General features: G+C 64.2%; 15 protein-coding genes. 6 read left to right on the top strand and 9 right to left on the bottom strand.

The window, feature by feature from the left end:
• Window positions 1-161: 161 nt before the first annotated feature.
• Window positions 162-1685 carry a stage II sporulation protein M gene (locus EA462_RS00795; protein ID WP_124176676.1) on the top strand — a complete coding sequence of 508 codons (1524 nt, stop codon included), beginning with the start codon at window positions 162-164 and terminating at the stop codon, window positions 1683-1685.
• A 72-nt stretch (window positions 1686-1757) separates the two neighbouring features.
• Here the strand turns inward: EA462_RS00795 and EA462_RS00800 are convergent, their stop codons facing one another.
• From EA462_RS00800 to EA462_RS00830, 7 genes are all read right to left on the bottom strand, one after another.
• Window positions 1758-3185, bottom strand: coding sequence for an MATE family efflux transporter (locus EA462_RS00800; RefSeq protein ID WP_124176677.1), 1428 nt, complete (start codon window positions 3183-3185; stop codon window positions 1758-1760).
• A 75-nt stretch (window positions 3186-3260) separates the two neighbouring features.
• Window positions 3261-4352, bottom strand: coding sequence for a geranylgeranyl reductase family protein (locus EA462_RS00805; protein ID WP_124176678.1), 1092 nt, complete (start codon window positions 4350-4352; stop codon window positions 3261-3263).
• A 69-nt stretch (window positions 4353-4421) separates the two neighbouring features.
• Entirely contained in the window at window positions 4422-5024 is a 603-nt protein-coding gene (locus tag EA462_RS00810; RefSeq protein WP_124176679.1) for a GTP-dependent dephospho-CoA kinase family protein, read from the bottom strand.
• Between the two features lie 2 nt (window positions 5025-5026).
• Window positions 5027-5224 (bottom strand): transcription elongation factor subunit Spt4, encoded by a 198-nt coding sequence (gene spt4 / locus EA462_RS00815; protein ID WP_124176680.1) that lies wholly within the window; start codon window positions 5222-5224, stop codon window positions 5027-5029.
• A gap of 2 nt (window positions 5225-5226) precedes the next feature.
• Window positions 5227-5796, bottom strand: a complete 570-nt coding sequence (locus tag EA462_RS00820) for a DNA-directed RNA polymerase (protein ID WP_124176681.1) — start codon at window positions 5794-5796, stop codon at window positions 5227-5229.
• The gene (locus tag EA462_RS00825) at window positions 5797-6183 is read right to left on the bottom strand and encodes a PIN domain-containing protein (RefSeq protein ID WP_124176682.1); all 387 of its coding nucleotides are present in this window, start codon (window positions 6181-6183) and stop codon (window positions 5797-5799) included.
• A gap of 21 nt (window positions 6184-6204) precedes the next feature.
• The gene (locus EA462_RS00830; RefSeq protein WP_124176683.1) at window positions 6205-7437 is read right to left on the bottom strand and encodes a translation initiation factor IF-2 subunit gamma; all 1233 of its coding nucleotides are present in this window, start codon (window positions 7435-7437) and stop codon (window positions 6205-6207) included.
• Window positions 7438-7648: 211 nt separating this feature from the next.
• On the opposite strand from EA462_RS00830, the gene EA462_RS00835 reads away from it, so the two are divergent.
• Window positions 7649-8629, top strand: a complete 981-nt coding sequence (locus EA462_RS00835) for a DUF5787 family protein (protein WP_124176684.1) — start codon at window positions 7649-7651, stop codon at window positions 8627-8629.
• A 168-nt stretch (window positions 8630-8797) separates the two neighbouring features.
• Here EA462_RS00835 and EA462_RS00840 read toward each other — a convergent pair whose 3' ends face one another.
• Together EA462_RS00840 and EA462_RS00845 are read right to left on the bottom strand one after the other, a co-directional pair.
• On the bottom strand, window positions 8798-11380 hold the full coding sequence (locus tag EA462_RS00840; protein ID WP_124176685.1) for a heavy metal translocating P-type ATPase: 2583 nt from the start codon (window positions 11378-11380) through the stop codon (window positions 8798-8800).
• Window positions 11381-11463: 83 nt separating this feature from the next.
• Window positions 11464-11658 carry a cytochrome-ba3 oxidase subunit gene (locus EA462_RS00845; RefSeq protein ID WP_124176686.1) on the bottom strand — a complete coding sequence of 65 codons (195 nt, stop codon included), beginning with the start codon at window positions 11656-11658 and terminating at the stop codon, window positions 11464-11466.
• Between the two features lie 98 nt (window positions 11659-11756).
• Between EA462_RS00845 and EA462_RS00850 the strand changes: the two genes are divergently transcribed.
• The 4 genes from EA462_RS00850 to EA462_RS00865 are packed head-to-tail and all read left to right on the top strand — an operon-like array spanning window position 11757 to window position 14797.
• A complete protein-coding gene (locus tag EA462_RS00850) occupies window positions 11757-11978 on the top strand; it encodes a hypothetical protein (protein ID WP_124176687.1) in 222 nt (73 codons plus the stop codon).
• Window positions 11975-12817: a cytochrome c oxidase subunit II gene (locus EA462_RS00855; protein WP_124176688.1), complete on the top strand. Its 843-nt coding sequence runs from the start codon at window positions 11975-11977 to the stop codon at window positions 12815-12817. The genes EA462_RS00850 and EA462_RS00855 overlap by 4 nt, the downstream gene beginning before the upstream one ends.
• Window positions 12810-14597, top strand: a complete 1788-nt coding sequence (locus tag EA462_RS00860) for a b(o/a)3-type cytochrome-c oxidase subunit 1 (protein ID WP_124176689.1) — start codon at window positions 12810-12812, stop codon at window positions 14595-14597. Before EA462_RS00855 ends, EA462_RS00860 begins: the two co-directional genes overlap by 8 nt.
• Window positions 14597-14797: a CbaC protein gene (locus EA462_RS00865; RefSeq protein ID WP_124176690.1), complete on the top strand. Its 201-nt coding sequence runs from the start codon at window positions 14597-14599 to the stop codon at window positions 14795-14797. The genes EA462_RS00860 and EA462_RS00865 overlap by 1 nt, the downstream gene beginning before the upstream one ends.

The following is a 14797-nucleotide window of genomic DNA, read 5'->3' on the forward strand; positions in this document are numbered from 1 at the left end:
GTGTTCGATCGACAGCACCGCACGGCCGCCGTCCATCGTCGGTCCAATCCTCGTTCTTCGCGCTAGTATCGTGATCGGTTCATCGTTCTCCGCGTCTGGTGTCGCTTTCGCTCGCGCTAGCCGATAGGTTCGTTTAACTGAGATGATCGCGTACGGTCGGTATGGCCCTTTCAGATTCCGTCTCCGCCGTCGTCGCCGTGCTCCGTCGACGCCCGGGCGACCTCCTCCCGATGTACCTCCTCGGTGCAGCGATCCCGGCAATCGTTCGTGTTATTCCGTTTGTCGGCGTCCTCGTCGGCTATCTGTACCTCGAGTCGACCGGTCGGCTCGAGGGAATCCCCGAACAGCTTGCCGACCTCGATACGACGCCGCCCGATCCCGACGCCAGCGAGGAAGCGTTCGAGGCCTGGATGAGCCAGTTCCAGCCGATCGTCGAACAGGTGGTGACGCTCCCGCTGGTGTTGCTCGTCGCCGCGACCGCAATCGCGAGCGTCGCCGTCCTGTTGCTCCTCTACGTCGTCATCGCCGCCGGACAGATCGCGGCCTGTGCAGCCCGATTGCGCGACGAGCGGGGAACGACGGCGGGGATCGCCGGCATCCGGCGATACTGGCTTCGCTTCCTCGGGCTGGCGGTCCTCGAGTTCCTGGTGTGGGCTGCGATCCTAATGGCGGTCGGGACCGCGACGATACTGTTCATCGGCGTCCTGGCGCTTGCAGCACCGGTGGTCGGATTGCTCGTTGGACTCCTTTCGATCCTCGTTCTGATCGGAATACTCGCCGCCGTCCGCGCGCTGTTTGCGTTCGCGCCGGTGGCGGTCGTCGTCGACGACGCCGGCGTGTTCGGCTCGCTCTCGAAGACCGTGGGGTTCATCAGGCGACGGCCGATCGAAGCCGGCTTCTACTATGCGATCTCGGTCGGAACCGTCCTCGCGATTTCGGTCGTCTCGAGTTTCCTCGTAATCGTCGAGGTCGTCGCGTTCACCTCTCTCCTTACCGTACTGGTTGTGCTTCCGGCCCTCGACCTACTGAAGACGGCGCTGTACGCGAACTACCGTGATCGGTTGCGTGCACCCGCCCAGCCCGAGCGGTCGGTCCGGACACAGTTCCGGGACGGAATCCGCCGCGGCTGGTCCGAGATGATCGGATTCGTTCGCGACACTCCCGGAACTCACGCTCTGGTCGTCGCCCTCGCAGTCGGCTCGTTTTGGGTCGGCTGGGAGCTCGCGGGGCCGTACGCGGGGATCGTCGACGCGTCGATTTCCGCCCGCCTCGAGGGTCACATCCCGCCGGCTGCCGCCCTCGAGTTCTTCGGGAACAACTGGCTGGTGGCGATCACGACCGCCTACGCGGGCGTCGCGCTTGCCCTCCCGGCGATCGCGTCGCTGCTGTTCAACGGCGTGATGATGGGCGCACTTTCGCGGCTCGAGGTCGATCCAGTGGAGCTGCTCACGTTCGTGATTCCGCACGGGATCTTCGAGATCCCGGCGATCTTCGTCGCGAGCGCGCTCGGACTGTGGCTCGGCGTCGTCGGCTGGCGTGCGTTCCGCGGCCGAATCGACCGGCCGACGTTCGCCGATGCACTCGAGCGTGCGTTCTGGGTTCTCGTCGGAATCGGCATTCTGCTCGCGATCGCCGGGTTCGTCGAGGGATTCGTCAGCCCGTACTACGCCCACATCTTGCTGTAGCGTCGCTCGATCGTTCGCACGAGACCGGTCACACGTCTCCGGCGCTGGGGCGGGTTCGGCCTCGGCGTTCGATCAGTCCCCTGAGGAGGGACGGTACCGTCGACTCACGACCTTCCAGCGGCCCCGACGGAACAGCCAGTAGTTGATCCCGCCGGGAACGTACGTCTCGAGCAGGAGTGCGAGATAGAGCGCGGCGACCCCGAGCGGAGTCACGAGACCGAGCGCTGCAGCGGGTAGTGCGAACACGTAGCGTCCGATCAGCGAGGCCAGAAACGGGAGGCGCGTATCGCCCGCGCCGAGCAGGGCACCTGCTGCGGTGCCGTCGATCCCCATTCCGACCGCGCTGATCGCCCCGATTGCGACGAAGACGCCGGCCTGTGCGACCTCGTTCGGATCGGAGACGAACACGGACGCGATCGGCTCCGAGAAGACGATAACCACGATGGCCAGTGCGCTGTAGACGACGACCGAGAGGCGGATGATCCCGGCTCCGTACGCTCCCGCTTCGTCTTCTTCGCCTGCGCCGAGATGCTGGCCGACGAGCGAACTCGATGCTAGTGAGAGTCCCCAGTTGACGCTGTTGGAGAGGTCGCGAACCCGGCGACCGACTTCGATCGCCGTGACGATCACCGGTCCGAACGACGCGGCGATCCACAACAGCGGGAAGACGACGACACCCTGTGCGAGGCGACGACCGATCTCCGGCAACGAGATCTCGACGAGTTGGCGAATCACCGCCGGCTCGAGGCTCAGGCTGGAGCGGCTGATCGGAACGGGGCTGGGTTTCATTCCGAGGCCGCCGTAGGATCGCCCGATCATCCCCCACGCGAGAATCACGGTCACGATTCCGGTCGAGACGCTCGTTCCGATCGCCGCGCCGGCGACGCCGAGTCCGAATCCGAAGATGAGGATCCCGCTCAGAACGATGTTGAGAAACGCGCCGCCGGCGCGCACGACCATCTCCGTGAACGTGTCTCCGACGGCCGTGTAGGTTCGGCTGGCGATCAGGTTGAGCATCTCGAAGACGACGGCGGGAGCGACGAACACGAGGTAGGTGCTCCCGTGTCCGAGCGACGTGGGATCGGCTCCGAGCAATCCGATGAACGAATCTGCGAACGTAAGAAACACCAGCATAATCGGAACCGCGAACGCCACCGTGAGGAACACGCTCTGTGTGACCACGACCGATGCGCGCTCGGCGTCGTCACCGCCGTAGTTCTGCGAGACCAGGCTCACGGTGCCGCCCGCGAGTCCGAGTCCGAGCATCGTCACGGTTCCCCAGTACGCGAGCGCGAAGGCGAGTCCCGCGGTTCCAGCCGTTCCGACTGCGAGGCCGACCATCGCGAGGTCCGCAGTCTGTTTGGACGTGATCGCGAACCCGGTGATGATCCGGGGCCACGCGAGGTTCATCGTCGGACGGAACCGCTCGGCGTCGATGATCCCGAATCGCTCGAGTACTCTCGCGAGAGACGCCACTGCAGCCGCCTGCCAGCCGGTCATTGTCCGTTCTTTCGCGACCGGACCCTTGCGTCTGTCGTTTGGATCGCGAGCGAGCGTGGCCCGACGCCACTCGAGTTACGGACGAAGCCGCGAGAGCATCGCTTTCAGGTGGGCGGGCGAGGCGAGCGAGGTCGGCCGATCCATGTGGACGCCGATCTCGCCCGAAAGCGTTCCGAGACCGACGTGCTGGATCGGTTCCGGAAACGAGTAGGCTCGTCGCAGCAGTCGTCCCAGCGCCATCTCGCGCGCTAAGTCATCGCGCCAGGCTCGTTCGTACGCTGGGAGCGTCGACGGTCGGTCGGGATCGATCTCGCGGGCGGCGTGGTCGGCACAGCTCATACCGTAGAGAATCCCTCCGCCGGTGAAGGGTTTGGTCTGTGCCGCCGCATCCCCGATCAGAAACGTTCGCCTGGCCGTCACCCGGTCCGCAGGCCCGATCGGAATCGCCCCCGAACACCGGTGGGAGACGTCGATCTCGTAGCCGTCGATCAGTTCCTCGAAATGCCTTCTCACCTGAACTCCCGGGGGGGCTGCGAGTCCGTACTCGACGCCCGCCTCGCCACGAGGGATTCGCCAGGCGAAGAACGTCGGTGCAGTGAGGTGGACGTCGACGAAGTCTTCGTGGTCGTCCTCGTCGGAAAACGCCAGCACCCCGTGTAACAGCTCGTCGGGCTGGGGTAACTCGAGTTCCTCGCGTACCCGCGATCGCGGCCCATCACAACCCGCGAGCATCTTCGTCTCGAACCGCTCGGTGCCCTCCGGCGTGCTCACGTCGACCTCGACGCGGTCGCGGTACTCACGGACTGCCGTGACGGTGTGACGCTCGCGAACGTCCGCACCCGCATCGTCTGCGAGGGCTGCGAGATGTCGATCCAGACCCACGCGGTCGATGACGTTCGAAGCTACTTCTCGCTTGTAAAACGGATAGGACTCGCTGTGGGGACCGCCGACGTGAAAGCGCGCGCCGTAGATCTCGTTCTGGAACAACTCATCGCGTGCCCCGCGACCGATGAACTGCCAGATATCGGTGCTGACGTGTCCCGAACAGGCAAGCGGCGCCCCGATCTCACCTTTCTCGAGTGCGAGGACGTCGAATCCCTTTTCGGCGGCCCGTCGCGCGAACCGTGCCCCGGCCGGCCCGACTCCCACGACGACGAAGTCGTACATGTCCGTCACGTTCACGTCGTTCGGTAAATAGTCTAGTGAACGATCGGTGCGGATCGTGCCATCGACCACTCAGATCGACTCATCTTCGAGCAGGTCCAGAAATCGGCCGGCGTCGCCGTCGAAGCGCTCGAGTAACTCACGGACCGTCGCGCGCTCGTCGTCGGTGACCGTGACGTGGACCATCCCCTCGTCGGGCTGTCCGTAGACGACGCTCGCTCGCTCGGGTGCGGCGACGATCGCCGGCAACACGACGAGGTCCTCTTCGCCGTCGACGAGGATCGTTGTCGATCCCTCGGATCGAAGTCCCTCGAGTAGCGTGCGGACGACGTCTTCGGTGATCGTTGCGGGCGGATTCTCCGCCTCGAGGTGGGTCTCCGCCGTCACCGTCTTGCGGATCTCGTCGTCGACGGCCTCGCGTTTCGTCTGTTCGTCGACGAGTGCGACGTCCGGTGGACGGCCCGCTTGCAGGAAGTGGTAGGTGACCACGTCACCGACGGCGATCAGCGGGCCGTCGACGGTCTCGAGAAGTCGATCCGCGTCGGTCTCGATGGGTCCCATCGGTTCTTTGAGCTCCCCGCGGAGTTCGTCGGGAAGGCGGAGCAGCCGATTTTCGTCACCGGGTTCGGTATCGTCGGCTCTCGAACCGTCCGATCCGTGCTCGTCTCGAGGCACGGCTATCGAACTTTGAGGGCGTACGCGCCGGGCTCGGTGACCTGCATCTCCGTGGCGATCTGACTCTGTTCGGGATGGGCGATAACCACGTAGCCGGCCCAGTCCTCGGTCAGTGACGATGAGTTACAGGCGTCACAGGTTTCGTTGTCCGGATCGTTGACCCGGTGGCACTCTCGACAGACGAGGCGATCGGAGACCATCGTTACTCACCCGCCGTCGCTTCCTGTTTCTCGTGGTCTTCCGTGAGCCAGCCGTGCTTGCCGAGACCGGGCTGTTTGGCCGTGAGCCCGATTTTCGAGTCGCGCGGGTTGCGCTCGTCGATACTCTTCGTGACGATCCGGGCCCGGACGGCGTCGTCGACGCCGAGCGTTCGATTGGACTCGTTCGATGCCAGTTGCTGATTCTCGCGGTCGTACGCGAGGTACTCGTCGCTGATCTGAGAGACGTGAAGTAATCCGTCGACGGGGCCGATGCCGACGAAGGCACCGAATTCGACGACCTCGACGACGGTGCCGTCGACGACTTCTTGCATCTGTGGATCGAACGTGACGGCGTCGAAATCAGCCTCGTAGTAGACGCCCGGTCGGTTCGGCAGCACGGTCCCCTTACCGATGTCTCGAACGTGGGTGACGGAGACGACGCTTCCGACCTCTTCGTCCATGCGTCCTTCGAGTTTGTCCTGTAGCAGTCGCTTTACGAGTGCCGGCGAGACGTCACCGAGCTCCTCGGGCGGTACTTCAACCGTATCCGTTAGTCTGACCCGTTTGTACATCTATGGTCGAGTGATCGCTAGCTTGTTTCTCCCGCGTAATGCAATTACCGGTACACTCGTCTCGAGTATCCGGTCGCGAAGCGGGCGGTCGTTCGTGACGACGTAGTCGACACCGCCTTCGCGGGCGAGTTCGACCAGGGCGTCATCTGCGTACGATGCCTCCGTATCGACGACGAGACAGCGCTCGGTCGCCAGATCGTGGCCGACGGTTGCGGCCGTTCCTTCTGCCCCTCCTTTCTCGGAGAGTCGCCTGAGTTCCTCGACGACCGACTGTGGCGCCAGCAACTCGTAGGAACCCAACAGCCGATCGAGTTCGTCGAACAATCTGACATCGAGTTCGACGGGCATCATCAGCGCGCTCGTATCGAGGACGATCCGCGTGGTCATGCTCTCCACTCCCAATCCCGGCTACCTTTGCAACGTTCCCAGGCCGATCAGCCGCCACCGCGCACCGATTCGGCGATTGATCGCGATCTTTGCGCCCGGTTCGGCCGAGACGGGGCGCTTGAGATCGACCTCACACTCGCCGTCCCGAGCGCTCGTTACCGCGCCGACGGTCGTCGCGGTGCCCACGGTCATCATCAGGGGTTCGCCGGTGCTGATCTCGTCGACCATCTCGCCGCCGTCGACGCCGACGACGCGTTCGAGCAGGTCGACGCCCATCGTGAACTGGTCCCAGGTCGGCGGGAGCGATCCCGGCGGTCCGGCGATTCGACCGGCCAGCGCGTCACCTTTCGTCAGCGACGGATCGAGGCCGGTGCCGACGCCGAGCAACCCGCCCGGCGTGACGGTATCGGCGCTCTCGCCGCCGGCCTGGAGCGAGCGGATCGTCGTCTCGATCGGTACGTACTCCGAGCGCCCGCCCTCTTCGACCTCGCGGCCGGGACGGATCTCGAGTTCGTCGTCGACCTCGAGTTCGCCGTGGACGAGACTGCCGCCGAGAACACCGCCGGTGAGGTTCTCGTGGGTCGTTCCGGGTTTGTTGATGTCGAAACTGCGCGCAACGTGCATTCGTGGATCGTCGTCGGGATCGCGCTCCGGCGTCGGAATCTCGTCTTCGATCGCCTGGATCAGGAGGTCGACGTTGACCTCTTGACCCGCCGAGATCGGAACGACGGGTGCGTCTTCCGCGACGGTTCCCTCGACGAACTCCTGTATCTCTTCGTAGTTCTGTCGGGCCTGATCGCCGCTGACGAGATCGACCTTGTTCTGGGCGATGACGATGTTATCGATCCCGATGATGTCGAGCGCCATCAGGTGTTCTTCGGTCTGGGGCTGTGGGACGGGCTCGCTGGCGCTGATCACCAGCACTGCGCCGTCCATCAGCGACGCCCCCGAAAGCATCGTCGCCATCAGAGTTTCGTGTCCCGGGGCGTCGACGAACGACACGGTCCGAAGCGGCTCGCTATCGGAGCCGTCCGGACACTCCTGTTCAACAGTGTAACACTCCGGCTCGTCCACGTCTGGACAGTGACGGAACGTCGCGTCGGCGTAGCCGAGACGGATGGAGATGCCGCGCTTCATCTCCTCTGAGTGCTGGTCTGTCCACGAGCCGCTGAGAGCTTGCACCAGCGTCGTCTTGCCGTGGTCGACGTGACCGACGAGCCCGATGTTCACCTCCGGTTGTCGATTTCCTGCCATAAGACGGTGAGTAATCTTAGATAGAGGTTCCGCCGTGCGCTTGATAAACCTACTGTTCTGAACGCGCTTGAGGCGCGCGAAACCGTTCCCGCGTGCGGTCTTTCAGCGCGTCGAATCAGTTCGATTCTGGAAGCGGTCCGTGATCCACTCGAAACGCCGTCCGGCCGGGTCGCCACAGGCTTATACCGTTCCCGTCTCGAACTCGGATGTAGTGTCCGAGTTCGCGTTCGAACTCGAGTTGTGTGCCCATCTCGAGAGCCGCGTCGAGGGAATCCTGTCCCGTCAGCTCGGCGCAAGCGTTGCCGACCCCGGCGGTCGGATTCTCGACGTGGTCTGCGTCGATTCCGGTCCGGAGTTCTCCGAACGGACGGCCATAACGAACGAGACGATCCCGGACGCCGCGATCGAGTCGGCCGTGGGTACCGGTCGAGCGCGCTACTGGAAAGACGCCTTCTCGTGCCATCCCGACCAGGCTCGACGAGCGATGGAACGTGCCTGCGAGATCGGCTTTTTCGAATCCGAACGCAGAAACGGTCGCGAGTACGTCCGGCAAGTCGCTCGCTATCCGGACTGGTACGACCGCATCGTCGGCATCGAGAACAAACCGGACCTCGGTCGACCCGGCGATCTCGAGGCCCAGCTTCGAACCGATGCGAGCCTCGCGCTGGTCGACGAGATCGTCCTCGCAACCGAGAGTTACGTGACGCGCGCCCACCTGCATCGGATCCCCGATTCGGTCGGCGTCTGGCGCGTCCACCGCGACGACGATCCGGGCGAACTCGAGATCGAGGAGATCCGAGAGGCCACGCCGCTGTCGGTCGACGGTTCCGGCATCGAGCCGCTCGCGTACCGGCCGGGCCGAACCGAGATCGCCGTCGTCTCCGCCGAGGAGAAAGCCCGCGCCCGTCGACGGCTTGCAGAGCGGTCGTACGGCAAGGGCTGGCGAACGTACGACTTTCCGGCGTGTGACAGCTGTAGCCCGACGACTGCGAGCGGTTCGACGCTCCCCTTCTGTGCCTGGGCAGGAAGGGCGGTGCACTCCGATTCGGAGTGTGGCCCGTCTTGTCCGGGCTACGACCCTGCACCCGATCCAGCGATCGATCTCGAGGCGGAACGCGACCGTCGAACGAGATGGTGCCGAGAGCCGGAGGGGAAACGACGACGACAGTCAGGGCTTGATCGATTCGGGTGAGGACTTTCCCCGTCGTTTCCCTTCTGCGATGGGATCCACCGCTGGACAGCCGACGAAGCCGGCGAAACGGCCCCACGTCTGCGAAAACGGCGAACGGGGAGTACTCGAGGGGGAGATCACAACTGCTGAGGAGTGAGCTTCGCACCGATCGCGGGGAGAAAACCGCGTTCACAACGACCGCGCCGAGTTCAGAACCACCAGAAGGCTGCTCGTTGCCATCGCGACGGCGGCAAAGAGCGGGTTCAACAGTCCGGTGATCGCGAGCGGAATCGCGACCGCGTTGTAGACGAACGCCCAGGCGAGGTTCTGGCGGATCCGACGGTGCGTGCCGGCGGCGAGATCGAACGTCTCGAGGACGGCCGACAGATCGTCTCCGACGATCACGGCGTCCGCGGCATCGGTCGCGAGGGTCGTTGCGCTTCCCAGCGCGATGCCGACGTCCGCAGCCGCGAGCGCCGGTGCGTCGTTGCTGCCATCACCGACCATCGCCACCGTTCCGCGGGTACGAAGCCGGCGGACCGTCTCCGCTTTCGCCTCGGGCGGCACCCCCGCGAAGACCTCGTCGATTCCCTCGACGTCCCGGAAGCGATCGACCGCGCCAGCGTCGTCGCCAGTGAGAACGACGATCTCTCGGCCGCCCGAGAGTTCCGCGATAGCCTCCCGCCAGTCGGCTCGGGGTGCGTCTCCGACGACGACCACGCCCCGAACCCGGCCGCCCCAGCCCACGGCGACGGGGACGTCCCCCGCGTCGCGTGCGTCGTCGATCCGGGACTCGAGGTCGGCTGACGTAGACAACCCGCGTTCGCGACACAGATCCGGATGGGCGACGACGACGCGCTCACCGTCGACGACGGCGCTGACGCCACGCCGGTCGCGTTCGAACGCCTCGACGTCGGCGGTCACGTCAGCGACCTCGGTCGCGTCAGCAGGCGGTGAGTCGTCGACGCCCATCGGGCCGCCGTTTTCGTGACGAGACCGATCCGCCGCCGCGTCCGCGATCGCAACGCCGATCGGGTGCTCGGAAAGCGATTCGACCGCCCCGGCGCGGGTGAGGACCTCGTCGATCATCCGGCTGTCATCGGCCGACGTAGTTTCGCTCCCGTCGACGAACACGCTGTCGACGGCCATCTCACCCATCGTGAGCGTGCCCGTCTTGTCGAGGACGACGACGTCGACGTCCGGAGCCTCTTCGAAGATCGTCTCTGCGGAGACGACGATCCCCCGCGTTGCACCGGCCTGGACCCCCGAAGCGACGGCCAGCGGCGTCGCGAGCCCGAGCGCACAGGGACAGGAGACGATAACTACGGTCAATCCGACCAGTAGCGCTGTTTCCGGACTCGAGCCGCTCGCGAGCAACAGCACGATCGTAGCGCTCGCGAGCGCAAGCACGAGCGGGACGAACACGGTCGCGAGCCTGTCCGCGAACCGCTGAACGCCGGGACGCGAGCTCTGGATCGACCACAACAGGGAGACGAGTCGATCGAGCGTACTCTCGGCGTCCTCACCGACCTCGATCACGACCGGCGCATCAGTCACGACGGTTCCTCCCCGGACCGGATCGCCGGGCTCTTTCTCGACCGGCAGCGATTCGCCGGTCACGAGCGACTCGTCGACGGCGACGTCGCCCTCGAGAACCGTTCCGTCGAGGGGGACTCGTTCCCCCGCTCGGATCAGAAGTCTGTCGCCGGGCTCGACCGCCTCGAGCGGGACCGTCTCACCGTCCGTCCGCCGCGCCTCGTCGACCTGCTGTTCCGTGAGATCCGAGAGCAGCGACGCAACGCGGCGCTTGATTCGCTCCTGGTAGTACGTTCCGGCGGTGACGACGAGGACAACGGCGACGGTGACGTCGAAGTAGAGATCCGCCCGACCGAGGACCATCGCGAGCGTGCTGTAGGCATACGAGCCGACGGCGGCGGTCGTGACGAGCAGATCCATGTTCGGCATCCCCGCCCGGAGGCTGACGTAGGCTCCCCGGAGGATCGGATAGCCGGTGTAAAAGAGGACGAACGAGGTCATCAGCCAGATGTTGACGGCGAGGTAGTAGCCGTCGAGTCCACCGAAGTCGACGACGGGCTCGTAGCCGAAGTACGTCGGATAGAGAAAGACGGCGTACCACACCATCACCATCATCCCGAACAGTCCGCCGCCGATGAGGAACGTTACGAGCGCCTGATCGCCGGACCCGTCGTCCGCGTCGACTCCTCGGTCGCGGGCGCTGTAGCCGTATCCCGAGACGAGGTCGGAAAGCTCCGTCCGCTCGAGGCGCTCGTCGTCGTACACCACCCGAACCGTTTCGGTGGCATAGCTCGCCTCCGCTGTCTGAACGCCCGCCGTCGATTCCGCGACGCTCTCTATGAACACTTCACAGGTCGAACAGTGCATTCCCTCGACCGTGAGAAAGGCCTCTTCGAGGCCGTTCGCCTCGCTCGAGGCCGGTGGCGTATCGGAGCCCGGACCGGATTCCGCGTCGGAACCCTCGAGGCGCTCGCGGATCGTCGTCTCGTCGAGATCGTCTCTCTTTCCGGTCTCATCGGTTGTCGCGAGCGTCCGCGCGACCTCGAGACAGCCGCGACAACAAAAGGTTCCATCGACCTCGTCCTCGGTGATCGGATCGCTCGGAGTCCGCAATCCACAGAGCGTACAGGACCGGTCGTCGGACTCAACCGTTCTCGCGTTCGTTCCGGACGCGGCGTCTCCGCTGTCGCTAGCCTCGTCCGAATCGGTGTGTGGGGATGTTACGAAACGGTCCATACGATCGATCGCCGGCGTCTAATACGGTCTGTTATGATTCGTTACCGGTGATCGCTTCCCATCCGGCGTTGGTTCCAGCTGCGTTACGCGCCGGCGGCGTCGCTATGACCACCAACGGGCGAAAACGCCACGTAGAGACAGGCAAGGATCAACAGGACGTTGATCGTCGAGACGATCCCGGCCATCACCGAACTCCCGAGTGCGTACCAGATCAGCGGAAACAGCGCCAACAACCCGACCGGAAGCGCTGCCCGCGGGGAAAGCTCCTCGAGTACCATACCGAAATTACCGAACACGTAACGGTAAACCTAACCCTGGTTCCTACCGTTCGGGAATACGTAGAGCCGTTAAGAGCCGACTATTCTAACGTCGACATATGAGCAAGGTGACCGACGAGCCAGCGCAAACGCGGGAGATCGGACACGACGAGTTCGATCCGGTCGGGACGCTCGCCCTGATCGGGCTGTACTTCCTGATCCTCGTCGTGCTGTGGTTTTTCATGTACTTCGTCGAGTTCCTCGGAAACGATCCGACGGTCGTAACCGGAGCTGTCACAGCGACTCCGCTGGCGGTGATGGCCGGGGTGGTGTATCGATGAATATTCACACCTATGAGAAGCTCTGGCTGATCGCCGCCATGCTGTTGATCGTCGGCTTCATCGCGACGATCACGTACGGCTCCGTCGGACTGGGAATCGCGATGGTCGGGGACCAACAGGAGACGGTCGAGCCGACCCAACTCGGTGAGGACGATCGCTTTGCCGAGCCACGCGTCGAACACGTCGGTGAAAACCAGTACGAGGCCTACGTGATCGCCCAGACGTTCCGGTTCCAGCCCGACCCGATCGAGGTCCCAGCGAACAGCGAGGTGACCTTTCACGTGACCTCGAGGGACGTCATCCACAGCTTCAGCGTCGCCGGCACCAACATCAACACGATGGTTATCCCCGGCGAGGTAGCCGAGATGACCGTCGAGTTCGACGATCCGGAGGAATACGGCATCGTCTGTAACGAATACTGCGGTCCCGACCACCACAACATGGAGGGCCAACTCCACGTCGTCCCCGAAGACGAGTTCGATCTCACCGAACTCTCGGTCGACGCGTCCGACGAGATCGGACCGGACGAGGAAGCCGCCTTCGAGATCAGCGTCGAAAACCGCATGCTCGAGGACAGGGACACCGCGGTTTCGCTCGAGATCGGAGAGGAGATGCAAACGGAAGAGGTGACGATCGGCGGCGAAGAAACCCACGTAACGACGTTCACCGTCGATGGAGCGACGCTCGGAGAGGGCGACCACAGTTGGACGGTTTCCGCCGACGGTCACGAGGAGTCGGGATCGATCACCGTGACCGACGGCGAGAGCGATGAGGACGGTGCCGACGATGGTGAAAGTGATGAGGACGGTACCGACGACGGAGGTGAGAGCGATGAGTAACGCGTACATCGACGAGTTCCCCGCCGAAGCGAAGATCATCCGGGCCGCGTTCTACAGTTCGTTCCTCGCGCTTGCCCTCGGTGGAGTGTTCGGCATCGTTCAAACACTTCACCGGACCGATGTCTATCGGTTTATGGACTCGGTGGACTACTACACCGTGCTCACCGCTCACGGCGTCTTTCTCGTGATCTCGTTTACGATCTTCTTCCTCGTCGGGATCTTCACCTGGGCGGTAACGACCAGCCTCGATCGGGGCCTCGAAGACATCCGGTTTAGCTGGGGCTGGTACTCGCTGATGGCGATCGGGATCACGCTGACCGGCGTCGCGATCCTGGCCGGCTTCACCGACGCGACCGACGTGAGCGCGTCGGTGCTGTTCACGTTCTACGCACCACTGCAGGCCCACCCGCTGTTCTACCTCGGGCTCGTGCTCTTCGTCGTCGGCACCTGGATCGCCGGCGTCGACTGGTTCCGCTCGTGGTGGGCCTGGAAGGCGGACAACCCGGACGAGCGGATTCCGCTTCCGACGTTCATGGTGTTGACGACGATGCTGATGTGGTACATCGCCACGCTCGGCGTCGCCGTTGCGATTTTACTGTTCTTGCTCCCGTGGTCGCTCGGCCTGATCGAGACCGTCAATCCCCTGCTTACCAGAACGCTGTTCTGGTTCTTCGGTCACCCCGTCGTCTACTTCTGGCTCATGCCGGCGTACATGATGTGGTACGTCATGCTTCCGAAGTTCTCGGGTGGAAAACTGTTCAGCGACCCGCTCGCTCGCGTCGTCTTCGTCCTCTTTTTGATCCTCTCGGTACCGACCGGAATCCACCACCAGTACCTCGATCCGGGCATCGCGGAGGGCTTCAAGTTCATCGCGATGACGAACACGATGTTCCTCCTGTTACCTAGCCTGTTGACCGCCTTCACCGTCGTCGCCAGCATGGAACACGGCGCTCGACAACGCGGCGGCGAGGGCTACTTCGGCTGGTTGACGGCACTCCCGTGGCGTGATCCCGTCTTCACCGGGATGGCGCTCGCGGGGCTGATGTTCGCCGCCGCCGGCTTCTCCGGAATGATCAACGCCGGCATGAACATCAACTACCTCGTCCACAACACGTTCTGGGTCGTCGGCCACTTCCACCTCACCGTCGGCACCGCCGTTGCGCTGACGTTCATGGCCGTCACCTACTGGTTCCTCCCGCAGGTGACCGGCAGGGAACTGTGGAATCGATCGGTCGCACTCGGCCAGGTCGTCCTCTGGTTCGTCGGCATGACGTTCATGTCCAACGCGATGCATCGGGCCGGTCTGCTCGGCGTCCCCCGTCGAACTGCCGAACCGCAGTACGAGGGCGTAACGTTCGAGGCAGCCGTCGGCTCCGTCGGAGAACTCGACGCCCAGATCGCACTCGGTGGCATCCTGCTCACCCTCTCGCTCGTCCTGTTCTTCGCGAACGTGATCGGAACCGCGTTCAACGGACGAAGCGATACCCTCCCCGCGAACGGCTACGCCGAAGCGCTTTCCGGGCCGGAAGACGCACCGCTCGTCCTCGACAACCTCAAACTGTGGACCGCGATCGCCGTCGTACTCGTCATCTTCGCCTACACCTTCCCGCTGCTCTCGATCATCCAACGTGGCGGGCTGTTCGGTCCCGAGACGATCGCCCTTCCCCTCAGCATCGAGTCGATCCCGACGGTTGCACGCACACTCGAGTCCCTCGCACTGACGACGCTCGAGTCAACGACTGAACCGATCCAGTCGCTACTCACGGGGGTGGCCAGATAGTGCGGATTTCAAACGGGGCACTCCTCGTCGTCGTCGCCCTGACCGTCCCGCTCCTCGTCGAACTCCGGACGGTCCTCTCGTGGGTCAGCGTCGAACTCACCGTCCTCGAGTCGACGCTGCTCGGCGGCGTGTTGATCGGTACGGTCCTCGTCTGGGCGCTGTGGCCCGAAGACGGTGACACGGACCCGTCCCGACCGTGA

Origin of the sequence: Natrarchaeobius halalkaliphilus (genome assembly GCF_003841485.1) — an archaeon.
Lineage (GTDB): Archaea > Halobacteriota > Halobacteria > Halobacteriales > Natrialbaceae > Natrarchaeobius > Natrarchaeobius halalkaliphilus.